At 35.4% G+C, this 17,001-nt stretch carries 13 protein-coding genes; 9 read left to right on the top strand and 4 right to left on the bottom strand.

What is annotated here, in order from left to right; translation table 11 throughout:
• Positions 1–95: 95 nt before the first annotated feature.
• Positions 96–1,166 (top strand): branched-chain amino acid aminotransferase, encoded by a 1,071-nt coding sequence (locus AB4865_RS00530; RefSeq protein ID WP_372473790.1) that lies wholly within the window; start codon positions 96–98, stop codon positions 1,164–1,166.
• Between the two features lie 34 nt (positions 1,167–1,200).
• Here the strand turns inward: AB4865_RS00530 and AB4865_RS00525 are convergent, their stop codons facing one another.
• Positions 1,201–2,016: an S-adenosyl-l-methionine hydroxide adenosyltransferase family protein gene (locus AB4865_RS00525; RefSeq protein ID WP_372473789.1), complete on the bottom strand. Its 816-nt coding sequence runs from the start codon at positions 2,014–2,016 to the stop codon at positions 1,201–1,203.
• A 70-nt stretch (positions 2,017–2,086) separates the two neighbouring features.
• On the opposite strand from AB4865_RS00525, the gene AB4865_RS00520 reads away from it, so the two are divergent.
• The 4 genes from AB4865_RS00520 (at position 2,087) to rlmN (ending at position 5,829) form a co-directional block, all read left to right on the top strand.
• A complete protein-coding gene (locus tag AB4865_RS00520; protein WP_372473788.1) occupies positions 2,087–3,082 on the top strand; it encodes a PhoH family protein in 996 nt (331 codons plus the stop codon).
• Positions 3,082–3,855 (top strand): exonuclease domain-containing protein, encoded by a 774-nt coding sequence (locus AB4865_RS00515; RefSeq protein WP_372473787.1) that lies wholly within the window; start codon positions 3,082–3,084, stop codon positions 3,853–3,855. Before AB4865_RS00520 ends, AB4865_RS00515 begins: the two co-directional genes overlap by 1 nt.
• 256 nt (positions 3,856–4,111) lie before the next feature.
• Positions 4,112–4,723, top strand: coding sequence for a fumarylacetoacetate hydrolase family protein (locus AB4865_RS00510; protein WP_372473786.1), 612 nt, complete (start codon positions 4,112–4,114; stop codon positions 4,721–4,723).
• Positions 4,724–4,797: 74 nt separating this feature from the next.
• Positions 4,798–5,829 carry a 23S rRNA (adenine(2503)-C(2))-methyltransferase RlmN gene (rlmN, locus tag AB4865_RS00505; protein WP_372473785.1) on the top strand — a complete coding sequence of 344 codons (1,032 nt, stop codon included), beginning with the start codon at positions 4,798–4,800 and terminating at the stop codon, positions 5,827–5,829.
• A gap of 40 nt (positions 5,830–5,869) precedes the next feature.
• Here the strand turns inward: rlmN and pepT are convergent, their stop codons facing one another.
• Positions 5,870–7,129, bottom strand: a complete 1,260-nt coding sequence (gene pepT, locus AB4865_RS00500; RefSeq protein WP_372473784.1) for a peptidase T — start codon at positions 7,127–7,129, stop codon at positions 5,870–5,872.
• A gap of 635 nt (positions 7,130–7,764) precedes the next feature.
• Between pepT and AB4865_RS00495 the strand changes: the two genes are divergently transcribed.
• Complete coding sequence (locus AB4865_RS00495) at positions 7,765–8,241, top strand: T9SS type A sorting domain-containing protein (protein ID WP_372473783.1); 477 nt, start codon at positions 7,765–7,767, stop codon at positions 8,239–8,241.
• A 75-nt stretch (positions 8,242–8,316) separates the two neighbouring features.
• On the opposite strand, the gene AB4865_RS00490 is transcribed toward AB4865_RS00495, so the two are convergent.
• On the bottom strand, positions 8,317–8,976 hold the full coding sequence (locus tag AB4865_RS00490) for a hypothetical protein (protein ID WP_372473782.1): 660 nt from the start codon (positions 8,974–8,976) through the stop codon (positions 8,317–8,319).
• A 19-nt stretch (positions 8,977–8,995) separates the two neighbouring features.
• A complete protein-coding gene (locus AB4865_RS00485; protein WP_372473781.1) occupies positions 8,996–9,898 on the bottom strand; it encodes a NifU family protein in 903 nt (300 codons plus the stop codon).
• 134 nt (positions 9,899–10,032) lie between these two features.
• Here AB4865_RS00485 and AB4865_RS00480 point away from each other — a divergent pair, with 134 nt between their 5' ends.
• The 3 genes from AB4865_RS00480 to trxA all read left to right on the top strand — a co-directional run bounded on the left by AB4865_RS00480 (position 10,033) and on the right by trxA (position 16,898).
• A complete protein-coding gene (locus tag AB4865_RS00480; RefSeq protein ID WP_372473780.1) occupies positions 10,033–15,342 on the top strand; it encodes a choice-of-anchor L domain-containing protein in 5,310 nt (1,769 codons plus the stop codon).
• 3 nt (positions 15,343–15,345) lie between these two features.
• A complete protein-coding gene (locus AB4865_RS00475; protein WP_372473779.1) occupies positions 15,346–16,374 on the top strand; it encodes a type IX secretion system membrane protein PorP/SprF in 1,029 nt (342 codons plus the stop codon).
• Positions 16,375–16,580: 206 nt separating this feature from the next.
• Positions 16,581–16,898 (top strand): thioredoxin, encoded by a 318-nt coding sequence (trxA, locus tag AB4865_RS00470; RefSeq protein ID WP_372473778.1) that lies wholly within the window; start codon positions 16,581–16,583, stop codon positions 16,896–16,898.
• The last annotated feature ends 103 nt before the right edge of the window (positions 16,899–17,001 follow it).

The following is a 17,001-nucleotide window of genomic DNA, read 5'->3' as shown; positions in this document are numbered from 1 at the left end:
AACTCTTTTTTTAGAGATTAACAAAATCTTATTACACTATCAAAAATTAAGAGGGTTATTTTTAGTAACTTTGCCATTAATCACAAAACATCAAAATGAAATACGACATTAGTAACATTAAAATAAATAAATGTCAGAAGTCTAAAATTGATACTTTTGACTTTGAAGACCTTAAATTTGGGGCGAAATTTACTGACCACATGTTGATTTGTAATTACAAAGATGGTCAATGGCAGACAGCAGAAATACTACCTTACAGTCCGATTCAATTAGAGCCTTCTGCTCGTGTTTTTCATTATGGACAAGCTATTTTCGAAGGGATGAAAGCTTATAAAGATTCAAATGATGATATTTGGCTTTTCCGTCCTGAAGAAAATTATGAGCGTTTCAATAAGTCGGCTACTCGATTGGCAATGCCTACTCTACCTAAAGAATTGTTTATCGACGGACTAAAAACTTTACTCAACGTAGAAAGAGAATGGGTGAGAAAAGGTATGGGAAATTCGTTGTACATACGTCCGTTTATGATTGCTACAGAGGGTGGAGTAGTCGCTAGTCCATCAAATGAATTTTTGTTTTGTATTATTCTATCTCCAGCAAAATCATATTATTCTGGAAAGGTAAAAGTACAAATTGCCGAGCATTTTTCTCGTGCTGCAAATGGTGGTATCGGAGCGGCAAAAGCAGCTGGAAACTATTCAGCACAGTTTTATCCAACGCAATTGGCTCAACAAGCGGGATATAACCAAGTTATTTGGACAGATTCGGCTACGCATACAAAATTGGAAGAAGCGGGTACAATGAATGTGTTTTTTAGAATCAATGATACTTTGATTACAGCCCCTACTTCTGAAAGAATTTTAGATGGTGTTACTCGTAAATCTTTGATAAAATTGGGTGAACATTTAGGGTACAAATTTGAGGTTCGCCATATACTTGTACAAGAAATCATCGAAGCTTTTGAAAAAGGTGAGTTGAAAGAAATTTTCGGCGCGGGTACAGCAGCGGTTGTAAACCAAATCGAAGGTTTTGAATACGGTGGGAAGTACTACGAATTGCCTCATTTGGATGACGAAAAATCGTATGCATTACAGTTGAAAGATGCTTTGACAAAAATTCAAAATAAATTGGCTGATGATCCGTTTGAATGGACGGTGAAAATATAATTTGAAAAAAGCTGCTCAATCGAGCAGCCTTTTTTTATTCTTCAAACTCTATAAAAACCGTATCTCTATACGACAAATTCATCAAATTACGTGGGATACCTCCACCGTTTTCTTTGGATTTGTAAATGGAAATTTGCAAAAAGTTTTGATCGTTGAAAAGCAATAGCCCACTTCCTTCTTTTTGCTTGACGGTTTCGTTTTCTTTTAACCTAAAATCTTCATAATGCGACTGAATCCTATCAAAGGAATAGTTGGAAAATTTGCAGGTAAACTTGCGATTTTCTCTGTACTTGTCAAACAATTCTTTCGTGATATTGGTTACTAAATTTCCATAATTGTCTTCATAAATGACCACTCCCCTGAGTTGATTGTTTTCTTTATTGTATGAAACTTTCAATTCGGTCAATTGTTTGATTTCTTCAATGGGTGTTTGTTCAGGCAATTGACCATTGTTTATATGTTCTACAAAAGACAAATAGCAATCTACCGTTGATTGTTTAGCTGTAGGTTTTTCTATTTTATAAATTTCATCAAATGAATGATAAACAGAAAGTAGAGAAATCAATCCATTATTGGCTACAAATATCCATTGATTGTTTTTTTTAGCCAAAATAAATTCATTGCTCGATTCTATTTCCGAATCCACAAAGACAAAGTGAAAAGCAGGTAAGGTAAAATGCTGCAATACTCCCAACAAATTGTAGGCGGTATCCGAAAGGTTGTAAAGGTCTATTTTGTGCGTAATATCGAGAATTTTTGCCTCTGAAAAAGCATTGAAAATCTTTTCTTTTAGTACTGCAACAAAATAATCCTTGTGTCCGAAATCTGTTGTGAGAGTAATAATTGACATTTTTTACTTTTCCTATTAGTTTTTTTAGTAGTTTTGGGGAACAAATTTAACACAAATATTTTTAAACTGCGTGATTGAAAACGAAAGAATAATCGAATTAGAAAATATTACCCCAGAGGATTTTTGGGGCAGTAGAGAAGTGCATTTGATGGCATTGAAAAAACTATTCCCAAAAGTGAAAATTGTCGCTCGTGGCAATTTTATGAAAATCTTTGGTGATAGTGAGGTTTTAGATGTGTTTGAATCTCGTTTTGAACGCATTATGAAATATTACCTAAAATACAATACACTCAACGAAAACATTATCGAACGCTTGGTTATGGACGATATGCCTCAACAACCTGCGGCATTCAACGATGTGTTGGTGCATGGTGTGGGGGGTAAACTCATCAAGCCTTTGACGCCCAATCAGCATTTGATTGTAAAATCTATCGCTCACAACGATATGCTATTCGTCATTGGGCCTGCGGGGACAGGAAAAACCTATACGGGCGTGGCATTGGCGGTAAAAGCCTTGAAAGAAAAACAGGTAAAACGCATTATTTTGACGCGTCCTGCTGTAGAAGCAGGTGAAAATCTCGGTTTTTTGCCTGGAGATATGAAAGAAAAGCTCGACCCGTATATGCAACCTTTGTACGATGCTTTGCGTGATATGATTCCACCGGCTACTTTGGACGATTATATCCAAAAGGGAATTATTCAAATCGCTCCGTTGGCATTTATGCGTGGGCGTACTTTGGACAACGCTTTTGTGATATTGGACGAAGCACAAAATACTACACACGCTCAGATGAAAATGTTTTTGACGCGTATGGGAAAAAATGCCAAATTTATCATCACAGGCGATCCAGGTCAGGTGGATTTGCCACGAAAAGTTAGCTCGGGACTGAAAGAGGCATTGAGAATACTCAAAAATATTAACGGAATAAAAATCTTGTACCTCGACGATAAAGATGTGGTAAGACACCGATTGGTAAAACAAATCATCGAGGCATACAAATCGGTAGAAACCGATAACGAATTTGAATCAATAGCTAAAAACAACTCTAATACAAACGAAAACTAATGAATATTCAACTGCATAAGCCCATCTGTTTTTTTGATTTGGAAACAACAGGTATCGACATAGCAAAAGACAAAATTGTAGAAATCTCGATTTTGAAAGTCTATCCCAATGGAAACAAAGAAAGCAAAACTTGGCTGGTAAATCCAGGTCGCCCGATTCCAAAACAAGCGTCGGATGTACACGGCATAACTGATGAAAAAGTAGCAAACGAACCATTGTTTAAGGAATTGGCCCCGCAAATTTACAATATGATTAAAGATTCAGATTTGGCAGGTTTTAATTCAGACCGCTTTGATATTCCTTTGTTGGTGGAAGAATTGTTGAGAGCTGAAATCGATTTTGATATGAAAAATAGGGTAGCGGTAGATATTCAAACGATTTTCCACAAAAAAGAAGAACGAACATTGAGTGCAGCCTACAAATTTTACTGTGGGAAGACATTAGACAACGCCCATTCTGCATCTGCAGATACCGAAGCAACTTACGAAATTTTTAAGTCGCAATTGGAACGCTACGATGATTTACCAACAGATATTCGTTCGCTTTCGGAATATACAAGTAGAAAAAAATCGGTGGATTTTGCTGGATTTATTGCATTGAATGAAGAAGGAAAAGAGATTTTCTCTTTCGGAAAATACAAGGGAATGTTGGTAGAGGAAATTTTAGAAAAAGATTTGGGGTATTACGCTTGGATTCAAAATGCTGATTTTCCGCTTTATACCAAAAAAGTTTTAACAGCAATCAAGTTAAGACAATTTGCAAATAAGTTTTAATTTTTTACGCTACACTTTTCTTCGAAATCATCTTGACTTTTTTCTCACGCTGATTTACACAGATTTTAAAAATATGATAAAAAAACAGCTCTTAAAACGGTTAAATCTATGGTTTAAAGCTAATTACTACAGATGTTTTTTTGATAAATCAAAAAATGTTCTATCCAAATAATATATCTGCGTCATTTGCTAAAATAAAGTAAGCCTAAAGAGGGGGATATTAAAAATCTGCGTGAAACCAAAAATAATTATATTCATGAAAATAATCTGCATCGGAAGAAATTATCCGCAACATATAGACGAACTCAACAACGAACGCCCAGAAAATCCCGTGATTTTTCTGAAACCAGACACCGCTATTCTCAACAAAGAACAGGCGTTTGTGATACCAGAGTTTAGCAATCAAATCGAACACGAGGTAGAGTTGTTGGTAAAAATAAACAAAGTAGGAAAGTACATTGCACCCAAATTTGCTAATAAATATTACGAGCAGATTGGTTTGGGAATAGACTTTACCGCAAGGGATTTGCAAAGTCAATTAAAATCTAAAGGATTGCCTTGGGAAATTTCTAAAGGATTTGACGGTTCGGCTGTAGTGGGAGCGTTTTTTCCTAAAAGTGAATTTACTTCTTTAGAAAATTTGAATTTCCACTTAGAAAAAAATGGCGAAATTGTACAAAAGGGCAATACAAACGAAATGATTTTTGTCATAGACGAAATCATTAGTTATATTTCACAATTTTACACCCTAAAAGTAGGCGATATCATTTATACAGGTACGCCCGCAGGTGTGGGAATAGTAGCACCCAACGATGTACTGGTGGGTTATATCGAAGACAAAAAAGCGTTTGAACTAAAAGTGATGTAGGGATACTTCACTTTTTTGATTAGTATCTATTATAAAAATCCTATTTTTGTAATCTAAAAAATTACGCAACAACGATGAGAGATATCAGAACATTGACCTTGGGCCAACTGACCGAATATTTTGTTTCTATAGGAGAAAAGTCCTTTAGAGCCAAGCAAGTGTATGAATGGTTGTGGTCAAAGCAGCAAAAATCAATAGATGAAATGACTAATATTTCATTGAAATTGCGTGAGCGATTACTTCAAGATTTTAGCATCAACCCTATAAAAGTAGATTTGATGCAAAAGAGTATCGATGGAACGATAAAAAATGGAGTGAAATTGTATGACGGCTTGGTAGTAGAGTCTGTATTGATTCCGACGGAAACTCGTACGACAGCTTGTATTTCGTCGCAAGTGGGTTGTTCACTCAATTGTGAATTTTGTGCTACAGCCAAACTCAAGCGTATGCGTAATCTTGAAGTGGCAGAAATTGTTGATCAAGTAGTGTTGATAGACCAGCAAAGCAAGATGCATTTTGATAGACCGTTGAGTAATATTGTATTTATGGGGATGGGCGAACCGATGATGAATTACAACAATGTAGTAGATGCCGTGAGAAAGATTACTCAACCAGAAGGATTGGGGATGTCGTCGAAACGCATCACGATTTCGACTTCGGGGATTCCGAAAATGATCAAAATGTTGGCAGACGAAAACCTGAAAGTAAAATTGGCTCTTTCATTGCACTCTGCAATCGAAGAAACTCGTAATGATATAATGCCGTTTTCGACCAAATTTCCATTGACAGATATCATGGATGCCTTACTGTATTGGTACAAAAAGACCAAATCACGTATTACTTTTGAATATTGTGTTTGGAAAGGTATCAATGATAAAGACGAGGATATTCAGGCTTTGATAAAATATTGTAAAAAAGTGCCATCAAAAGTAAATTTGATACAGTACAATTCTATAGGAGAAGGTAAATTTGACAAAAGAAATATAGAAGCAGAACAAAAATATGTAAGCGAACTCGAAAAAGCAGGTATTTTAATTACCGTTCGCAAAAGTAGAGGAGGAGATATTGATGCCGCTTGTGGGCAATTGGCAAATAAAAACGTATAAAAAAACGAGGTTTACATTCAAACCTCGTTTTTTTTGTTGATTATTTTTTGTATTTATCAGCTGTGATTTCAGCGATTTTTATGATTACTTCAGTTGCTTTCATGATGCTTTCTACAGGTACATATTCGTATTTTCCATGGAAGTTGTGTCCACCTGCAAAAATATTTGGACAAGGTAATCCCATGTACGACAATTGCGAACCATCAGTTCCTCCGCGAATTGGCTTAATCAATGGTGTGATACCCAATTCTTTTATGGCTTGTTCCGCAATATCAACGATGTGCATCACAGGTTCTACTTTTTCTTTCATGTTAAAATATTGGTCGTTGATTTCGCAAATTACGATGTCTTCACCAAATTTTTCAGCATATTCAGCATTTAGTTTGTCTGCCAATGATTGCACAAACGCTTTTCTTGCTTGGTATTTTTCCATATCATGGTCGCGGATAATCAATTGAACCGTCGTTTTTTCAATGCTTCCCTCGATGTTGTTTACATGAAAAAATCCTTCATAACCTGTTGTTTTTTCTGGAACTTCATTCGCAGGCAATTGAGCAATGAATTGATTTGCCAACAAAATAGAGTTAATCATTTTGTTTTTAGCATATCCAGGGTGAACGCTTTTTCCTTTGAAAGTCAATTTTACTCCTGCCGCATTAAAGTTTTCGTACTCCAATTCTCCTACTTGACTTCCGTCCATCGTATAAGCCCAGTCAGCGTTAAATTTTTTTACATCAAATTTATGAGCTCCACGACCGATTTCTTCATCTGGTGTAAATCCTATTCTGATGTCTCCGTGTTTGATTTCAGGATGATTGATTAGGTATTCAACTGCCGAAACAATTTCGCAAATACCTGCTTTGTCATCTGCTCCCAAAAGTGTAGTACCGTCTGTAGTAATCAATGTTTGACCTTTGTACAACAACAAATCTTTGAAATAAGAAGGCGATAACACGATGTCTAAATCTTTGTTTAATACAATGTCTCCACCGTCGTAGTTTTCTACAATTTGAGGTTTTACATTAGCTCCTGTAAAATCTGGAGAAGTATCAAAGTGAGAAATAAACCCAATTGTAGGAACTTCGTAATCTACATTACTTGGCAAAGTAGCCATAACATACGAATTTTCGTCAATCGTAACATTGCTCAATCCGATTTTTTTCAATTCTTCTACTAATTGATTCGCCAAAATCCATTGTTTTTCTGTAGAAGGTGTCGTGTTTGAAGTTGGATCTGATTCTGTATCTACCGTTACATAACTGATAAAACGGTCTATGATCTGTTGTTTATTGTTTAGCATAATAGATTAATTTTCGCAAAGGTACGTATTATTACAGCAATTTCCTAAATTAAAATAAGAACAAAAAAACAAAAGATTTTTTACATATAAATAATTGTTTTTCAGTAGAGAAATGGAGTTTCTGATATAAAGTGAATCGAATACTACAGAGATAATTGTTTGTAATTGATAATTATGTTTGAAAATTAATGGTTGTCTTTCTGTTAAATATTTTTTTAATAAAAATAGCAATAAAATCAATAAGTGCTTATTTTGTTGAGTGTTTTTGATTGAAATATAGTTATTTTCTTTTACATGATATGTTAAAAAATTAACCGTTGAAAATACAAAAGAAATAAAGAATAGTTTTGTCAGTGATATAACTAACAAGAAAATAATTAAGATGAAAAAAAATACTTAGTAGCTTTATTAGCTATTGCAGGTTTTACAACAGCTAATGCTCAAACAGTTGAAACTTTTGATAACCTTCCAGCAACTGTAGATTTAGGAGGGCTGGGATTATTTTTTTTTACAGGTGTTTCAGGAATTGATTATTCTTGCAATGATTGTACAAGAGAAGGAGATTTTGCAATTGATGGGAAAGGTGTAATTATCAGAAAAAAAACACAGTTTTACAAGCTACTTATCCAAATGGATTGACTCAATATTCTTTTCAATATAGAAAAGCTCGTACAAATGCGATTGCTCGTGTAGTTCAAATTTTATTCAATGATGAGCAAGTAGCAGAAACTCCAGCTTTTGGATCTAATCAAGGAATAGAAGAGACTGTTTACACTTTCAACGTGCCGACAGAAGTTTTTTCAGCTTATGAAGGACAAGTGATTATAGTAAAATTTAGAACAAATACATCTAATAATGCTAACGTTATTATCGACAACATCAACTGGGCTCTAGGAACATTGTCGTCAAAAGTAAACGAAATCGAAGGATTGTCTATTTTCCCTAATCCAGTGACTTCTATCGTAAACATTACTTCAAACTCAGCATCTGATAAACAAGTTCGCGTTTGTGATATGACAGGAAGAACCCTTATCGACACAGAGGTTTCTTCTACTTTAGATATCTCTTCTTTGAATGTTACCGTATCGAAATCAAACAAGATGGAAAAGTAAGCAACCAACCATTTGTAGTAAAATAATCAATAGGATTTTGAGAAAAAAAAGAGGCTTTAGCCTCTTTTTTTGTTTTTAATTGTTTAGGAAATTTATTAGTTTTTCCAATTCGTCTCTTCTTTCCAACGAAACTTTGTTGTTTTTTAAATAAGTTTTTGCTTCTTTTTCTTTAGAAGGAAACAATGCAATGATGTCTTTTATCTTGTCAAAAGGGATTAATTTTCCGTCTTTTTCTATAAAGTAATTTGCTTTTTCTGATTTGTATTCCGCTTGTTTTCTCACTCCACCATAACTATCTGTTTGAGCAGAAGCTGCTTGAAGATATTTTCTGCTTCTTTTGTAAATAGGAGTTGTTCCTTTAGACCAAAGTTGTAAATACCCCGTTTCTTCATTTTTTTTGAAAGGATAGGTTTTTAGTTCAAAAGTTTCGCCTGAAACAAAATCTACTTTGGTATTTTTGTCTTTGTACAACTCGATGTAAGAGTCCTTTACTTCGCTATATTCCATAATGTCTTTCAATGCGTTATAGCGTATGTTGAAAGTTTCTGTACCACCGTTTATACGTGCTCTTTCAAAATTGTTGTTGTTGTGAAAATATACAGAGCCGTCGATAGGTTCTCTATCTTGAGTGTTTACTCTGTTAAGCATTACGTCAGAATCTCTACCTGTGTAAATTTGAGCTGAAATTGATTGTGAAAAAGCAATCAAACCTACTGTTAAAATACTTTTTTTCATATTGTAAGATTATTAATCATTATCCATTTAGTGCTTCAACAATAATGTCATCATTTTTTAGCATTGAGCGAAGCATATTTTCTATACCGTTTTTTAATGTGAAAGTAGAAGAAGGGCATCCGCTACAAGCACCTTTTAAAATAACTGTTACAGTTTTTGTTTTTTCGTTGTAATTTTCAAAGCTGATATTTCCACCGTCAGATTGTACAGCAGGTTTTACGTATTCTTCTAATATGTTGACAATCTGTTGGGAAGTTACGTCTAAGTTATTGAAATACTCCTCTTGATTTTTTTCGTGTTCTTCTGTTTTTGTAATGAGATTTTCGTCAATTACAGTGCCGCCGTTTTCAATAAATTGTTTGATAAACGAGCGGATTTCTGTTGAAATTTCATTCCAATCATACGAATCATATTTAGTTATAGAAACATAATTTTCATCGATAAATATTTCTTTTACAGAAGGAAATTTAAACAATTCTTTTGCTAATGGTGAAGGAGTAGTTTCGTCAATGTTTTTAAATTCGATGGCTGTTTTTGTCAATAATTTATTGGCAACAAATTTTAAAACACTTGGGTTGGGAGTGGTTTCTCCATAAATCGAAATGGGGATTTTTTTGCGTTCAGACGTTTCTTCTTCTATGATGATTTGACCACCATTTTCGACAAAATCTTCGATTACTTTTTTTACTTCATCTTGAACCTCTTCCCATTCAACGATAGAGAATCGTTCGATAGCAATGAAATTTCCAGATATATAAACTGTTTTTACAAAAGGCAAGAAAAATAATTTTTTTGCCAAAGGCGAATTTTTGGTTTCGTCTATATTCTTGAACTCATAATTGGCTCCGTAGGTAATAAAATCTGGGAATTCAAATTTTAAAATCGTCGGATTTTGAGTAGGTTTAATTGTTAATTGAAACATATTTTTGATATTTTTTTTCAAAAATAGTGAAGAAAATCAAAACATATAGTTATATTTGGGCTTTAATTAAAAATTAACACGAACGACTTTTGTAAAATCATAATAAAAATAAGTTAGTACTGATGAATAAATTTTTGAAAATAATATTTTCTTTGTCGGCTTTGTGTGGTTATTCTCAGCCTATTACGGTGAGTTCTACCTCGCATACGCCCGTACAGTTAGTAGAAAATGTGTTAGTCAGTGGGCCGTGTGCTACTGTGAGTAATATTAATGCTATTACAGGAACAAACTTTGGTTCTGATAATGGTATAGGGTATTTTACCAATACCAATCCTGCTTTTCCTATGGAATCAGGGGTTGTGTTGAGTACGGGACGTGCAACTGCAGCTCAAGGACCTCAAGGGGCATTAGGTCAAAGTTTTGGGGTAAATTCATGGCCTCATGACGTACAGTTGACCAACTACTTAAATGGAATTTTACCTTTTTCAAATTATTATAATGCTACGATTTTAGAGTTTGATTTCGTGCCACAAGTAAATGAGTTTTCATTCAACTTTATCTTTGCTTCTAATGAATATGGAAATCATCAATGTTCCTATTCTGATTCTTTTGCTTTCTTTTTGACAAATGTGGCAACTGGAGAAACTACCAATTTGGCGATTGTGCCAGGTACTAATGACCCTATTTCGGTAATTACAATTAGAGATAGTCAGTACATTATGGGAGGTCAAACGTGTCCTTCTGTAAATCCACAGTTTTTCGGAAATTTTAATGTAGGTCAGCAATCTGCAATTAATTTTAATGGAGAAACTGTTAAGATGACTGCGGGTGCAGAAGTAATTCCAGGTCAGACCTATCGAATCAAATTGGTTATTCAGGATAGAGGAGATGTTTTATTGGATTCTGCTGTATTCTTAGAAGCAGGTTCATTTAGCTTTGGAGAAGTACAATTGGGTACTGATAGATTGGTAGTTGATGGTACAGCTATCTGTGAAGCGCAAACTCACTTGTTAGATACTGCTTTAGATCCTGCGTTGTTCCACTTCCAATGGACAAAAGACGGAAATTATATCATTGGTGCTAATGGACCTTCGTATGAAGTAACTGCACCAGGTGTTTATGGTGTAATTATTACTTCTCAATTTGGTGGATGTATTATCAATCCAGACCCTATTACAATTGAGCAATTTGATGCTATTAATATAGATTTGCCTCTTCAAAATCTTTCTCAATGTAAGATGTTAGGAGATTTTACTTATTTTGATTTGCGTGATGCTCACGCAACTATGGATATTCCACACGTAGCGTATTCTTTCTATTTGTCTGCTCAAGATGCAGAAAATGCAGAAAATGAAATACCATATACGTATGCTTATGATAATACTTTGACAAATGAGCAAACAATTTACGTGAGAATTCAACGTACAGATGCTCCTTGTTATAAAGTTAGGTCGTTTACAGTTTCTGTAAATACATGTGAATTGGCATTGAACTATTTGCCAGATTTACATCAATGTATGGCAAATCAGGGGTCTGTAACCTCATTGCCTTTTGATTTAGAACCTCATAAACAAAATGTTTATTGGAACAATGCTGGTTTTACAGTTACCTTCCATTCTACTGAAGATGATGCAATAAACCAAACCAATGCTATTCCAGATGCTCAATTGTCAAACTACAACGGTACAAATGGAGAAAGACTTTGGGTAAGAGTTACTAATAATGACAATTTTAATGAATATGGTGTAACATCATTCTATTTATACATTAGTCCACTTCCAAACATCCCAGCAACATTGCCAGTAGCGATTGCATGTGATAATGGAAATGGAGCAGGAACATTTGATTTGAATTTGTCAACCAATCAAATCACTTTGTCTCCAATGTTGACAGTTTCTTACTATGCAAATGAAGCGGATGCTGAATTGGGATATGTAGAATTGCAATTGCCTTTGAGTTATACATCTACACCTGGAACAATTTACGTTCGAGTACAAAATGCAACAACAGGATGTTATGTAGTACGTCCGTTGCAATTGAGCTTGCGTGCATTGCCTACGGCTATCGAAATTCCAGGATTGACATTGTGTGATCAAGGAAACGACGGTAGATCGGTGTTCAATTTGCAAGCGACAGCAATTCAAATTGCAGGTAATCCAATTCCAGAGGGAGTTCAAGTTACGTATCACGAAACATTGACAGATGCGAATTTGAACCAAAATGCGATTGCTACACCAACAGCATACGAAAACATCGTGTTGAACAATCAAACGGTTTACGTAAGAGTTGGATATCAAAACTCAAACTGTGCGAGTGTAGTTCCATTGGAATTGAATGTAACACCAACACCAGAATTAGGAGCTTTATCACATTCATTATATGCATGTGATACAGATAATGATTTGATTGAGGTGTTTGATTTGACAGAAGCGACTTCTGTATTCTTAGGATCATTAGATGCAGGTCAATATACAGTAACCTATCACACAACACAAGAGTTGGCATTGACAGGATCAAATTCTATTGTAAATCCAACTGCTTTTTCAAATGCTACAGCAAGTACCATATATGTACGAGTGGCAAATAATGCTACAGGATGTACTTCAGTAGGAATCTTGAATTTGCGTATCAACAGAACGCCAGTAGTTCCAGCCGTAGTACCATCTTACACATTGTGTGATGAAAACGGAAACGGATTTGAAACCTTTGATTTATTGTCGAGAATTCCGTTGATTATCGGAGAGCAACAAGGATTAGGAGTTACTTTCCACTATACAGCAAACGATGCGTTGACAGGAGTTAATCCATTGCCAACGACGTATCAAAACGTAGTAGCAAATGTACAAACGTTGTACATTAGAGTAGTAAACCAATCTACAGGATGTTTCTCTACAACTACTATGGATATCAGAGTAGAGCCCAATCCACAGATTACATTGCCAACAGAGCCATTCTCAATCTGTAACATCGGAGGAACCGGCGGATTTGGAACGATTGATTTGGTAGAACATATTTTGCCATTGGTTCAAGGGACAGGATTTGCAGTTTCATATTTCGAAACACAAAACAATGCCATCAACAACATCCAACCAATTGCAGTACCGCAAGCATACAACAACTTGCAAACGACCACCCCAGTGGTTTGGATTAGAGTAACGAATGCATATGGATGTTTTACAGTGTATCCAATCACATTCCATTTAGAAACAGCACCGGCAATGCCAGTAACCTTGCCAGAAGTAAATGTATGTGATACCTTTGGAGAAACAAATGATGGAATTTCGATTTTTGATTTGACAGTTCAAAACGCATTGATTTATGCAACGAACGCATCAGTAGATCCATCAGAATTAGAGATTAAATATTATACTTCATTGGCAAATGCTGAGCAGGGAATCAACTGGATTGGAAATCCAACACAGTATGAAAATACAGAAAATCCACAAACGATTTGGGTGACAGTAAATAGAGTAGGGTCAAAATGTTTGCGTTTGCGTAGTTTTACCATCCAAACAAGAATGCCACTCGCATTGACTACACCAACGACTATCAGTAAGTGTGAAACTACCTTGCCAAACGTAGGTCAAGAACAAGTGGATTTGACCATTAGAGAAGTTCAAATACAAGGAGGTGTACAAGTATTCGGAGTAACATTTGCTTACTATACATCGGCAGTAGACAGAGCAAACGAAGTAAATGCAATCGCAGACCCCACAACGTTTGTAACAAGTACAGCGAATCAAACGATTTACATAGCAGTAACCAACCAATACGGATGTGTGAGCTATACAGAATTGGAAGTACGCATCTTGCCATTGCCAGAGATAAATGAATCACCAACACCTTTGAAAGCGTGTGTATCGCCAGACAATGCACCGTTAGGTATCTTTGATTTGACATCAAAACAGTTTGAGATTTCAAATGATATAGCCAACTTGACGTTTAGATACTATACAAATTCAGACGGAGCTTATACGGCAGATCCAAACTCGTTGATTATGAACCCAACGCAGTATCTTGCACAAACAGGAATTGTTTACGTACGAGTTTCAAACAACCCAACGATAGAAAGTAACTCTTGTTTTGTAGTAGTGCCGTTGCAATTGGTAGTACTACCTACGGTAAACGTACCACAGTTGTCGCCAATGTATGTATGTATCGAAAACACGAACGGATACCATACTTTCAATTTAGAAGATAAAAAATCTGAGATATTGGGCAACTTGCCAGCAGGAGATTACATGGTGAAATATTATACGAGCGAAGAAAACGCAATCAATGATAATGCCCCAGTACCTTATATCTACACCAATATCGTACAGACAGTACAAGAGATTTGGGTGCGAGTATATCACAACGAGGTAGGATGTTTCGGAATAGGTTCGTTTGAATTGAGAGTAGAAGAAGAGGTGAAAGCCTTTATGCCGGTAAGCACTGCATTCTGTGAAGACGATGCACAAAACGATGGAAATACCGTTATGGATTTGACACGTTTGAATGCTGAAATCATCGGAACGCAGATATCAACACCATTGTCAGTACGTTATTTCGATGCACAAGGCAACTTGATTGCAGACCCAACCTCGTACAATGGTACAGATGGAGATGAAATCACAGCAGTAGTATTCAACACAATTCCAGGAATGCAATGTAGAGCAACAGTGACATTTACAGTAACAACGATTCCAGGTCCAGAGGTGCCAAATATACCAAATGGCGTAGTGTGTTTTGATTTCCACAACCCATCAGAGTTGATCAAGGGATACACAATGGATACACGATTGCCAGAAGGAGGAGATTATACTTTCCAATGGATGGACGGGAATGGAGTAGTTGTAGGAACAGGAAGTAGCTATATAGCGGTAGCTCCAGGAGATTACACATTGATAGTAACATACTTGCCAACAGGCTGTACATCTACACGAACGATAGTTGTAACAGAAGGTCCAAGAATTACTTTAGAAGAAATCCGATTTACGGAAGACTTTAGCGAATTGATAAGCATGGAAGTAATTGCCAATGCAGGAAATGGAGTTACATTAGAGTATCAATTAGATGAAGGCGAATGGCAAGAGAGCAATGTGTTTATGAATGTAATACCAGGAGAACACATGCTGCGAATAAGAGTGAAAAACGGCGTTTACTGTCCGTTAGAGAAAGAGGTATTAGTGATGGGTCATCCGTTGTTCTTTACGCCAAACAATGATGGGCAAAATGATACATGGAACATCAGGGCGTTGAAAGATCAGCCAGATTCAAAAATCTATATCTTTGACAGATACGGAAAATTATTGAAACAAATCAGTGGATCAGGACCAGGTTGGGACGGAACATACAATGGGCAACCAATGCCAGCAACTGATTACTGGTTCAAAGTAATCTACGTAGATAAACGAACAGGATTAGAAAAAGAAGCAACAGGACACTTTAGTTTAATAAGATAAGATATGAATATTTTTAGAAAACCTTTAATGATAATCGGTGCATCATTACTAATGATGCACTCGACTCAAGCTCAAGATGGAATACCTGTGTATTCAGATTATTTGACAGACAACTACTATTTGTTGCATCCGTCTATGGCGGGAGCTTCAAACTGTCTAAAGATTAGAGCGGCATCTAGGTTTAACTGGATTGGAGATAGCAATGCTCCGACAGTATTTACTGGAACCGTTGATACAAGATTAGGTGATAGATCGGGGGTAGGTTTGACCACGTTTAACGACCAAAATGGATATCATTCTCAATTGGGTGCAAAGTTGACTTACGCTCACCACATCACATTTTCTCGTAGTGATTATGATTTGAATATGTTGTCTTTTGGTGTGAATGCAGGATTTGCACAAACAACATTAGATCAGACAAAGTTTGTTGCAATGCCACATGATGATTTAGTTACTCCAGGTGCTAGAGTAGATGCAATGAATTTTATGGTTGATGTAGGTGCATCGTATCACTTTTTAGATTTCTTTACACATTTTACAGTAAAGAATGCGTTTTCAACAAATAAAGAAATATATTCAGATGTAGAGTCAACAAATCAAAGAAGATATATGTTATCAGCTGGATATGTATTTGGAAATTTCAAAGGATTCAACAATTACAATGATAGTGGATACAGTTGGGAACCTTCAGTGTTGTTGCAATATGTAGAAGTAACGCAAGAGAAATTAGCCGATGTAAACATGAAAATGTACAAAAAGTTCAATAATGGACAGTTGTACGCAGGTTTGTCTTATAGAACCAGTTTTGATGGTGCAGACCATTTCAAAAACAATAAAACAAGACAACAATATGAAAGTTCATTGTCTCCATTGGTAGGATTTAAAACAGGTAAATTTACAATGGGATACGTTTATACACACTCTTTAGGTGCAGTAAACTATGGTAAAGGAATGCACCAGTTGTCGTTTGGATTTAATTTTGCTTGTAAAGGTTCTCACTATAAGTGTAACTGTCCTTCAGTTAACTTCTAATATATTAAATACTGTCTGAAGATTTTCGGACAGTTTTTTTTTATCGAGATGATTGATTTAAAAAAAACATTGTTTATATTGTAATTATTAAAATATTTAGCAATAAATAAAAAATATCCATTAATAAGTAAAAGTTATTATAATAGATTTGCATACTTCAGAAAAAATGATAACTTTGCGATACAAATCATTAAAAATAAATAAAAATGGCATTAGAGATAACAGACGCTACATTTGAAGAAGTAGTATTGAAATCAGACAAACCAGTATTAGTGGATTTTTGGGCAGAATGGTGTGGTCCATGTAAAATGCTTACTCCAACAATCAATGAATTGTCAGAAGAATTTGAAGGGAAAGCAGTAGTAGGAAAAGTAGATGTAGATGCAAATTCAGATTTTGCTTCTCAATACGGAGTTAGAAATATTCCTACGGTATTGATCTTCCAAAACGGTGAGGTAGTAGGACGTCAAGTTGGTGTTGCTCCGAAACAAACGTATGTTGACGCTTTGAACCAATTGGTTTAATTTAGTTTGTATATCTAAAATAACAAAAAGCTGTTTGCCCCGTGTCAGACAGCTTTTTTATTTTGAATCATCCAAAAAAAACATTTAGATTTGTAAAACAAAA

Origin of the sequence: Capnocytophaga sp. ARDL2 (genome assembly GCF_041530365.1) — a bacterium.
Lineage (GTDB): Bacteria > Bacteroidota > Bacteroidia > Flavobacteriales > Flavobacteriaceae > Flavobacterium.
The sequence above is the reverse complement of the archived record's forward strand: the minus strand, read 5'-3'. Positions and strand labels throughout refer to the sequence as shown.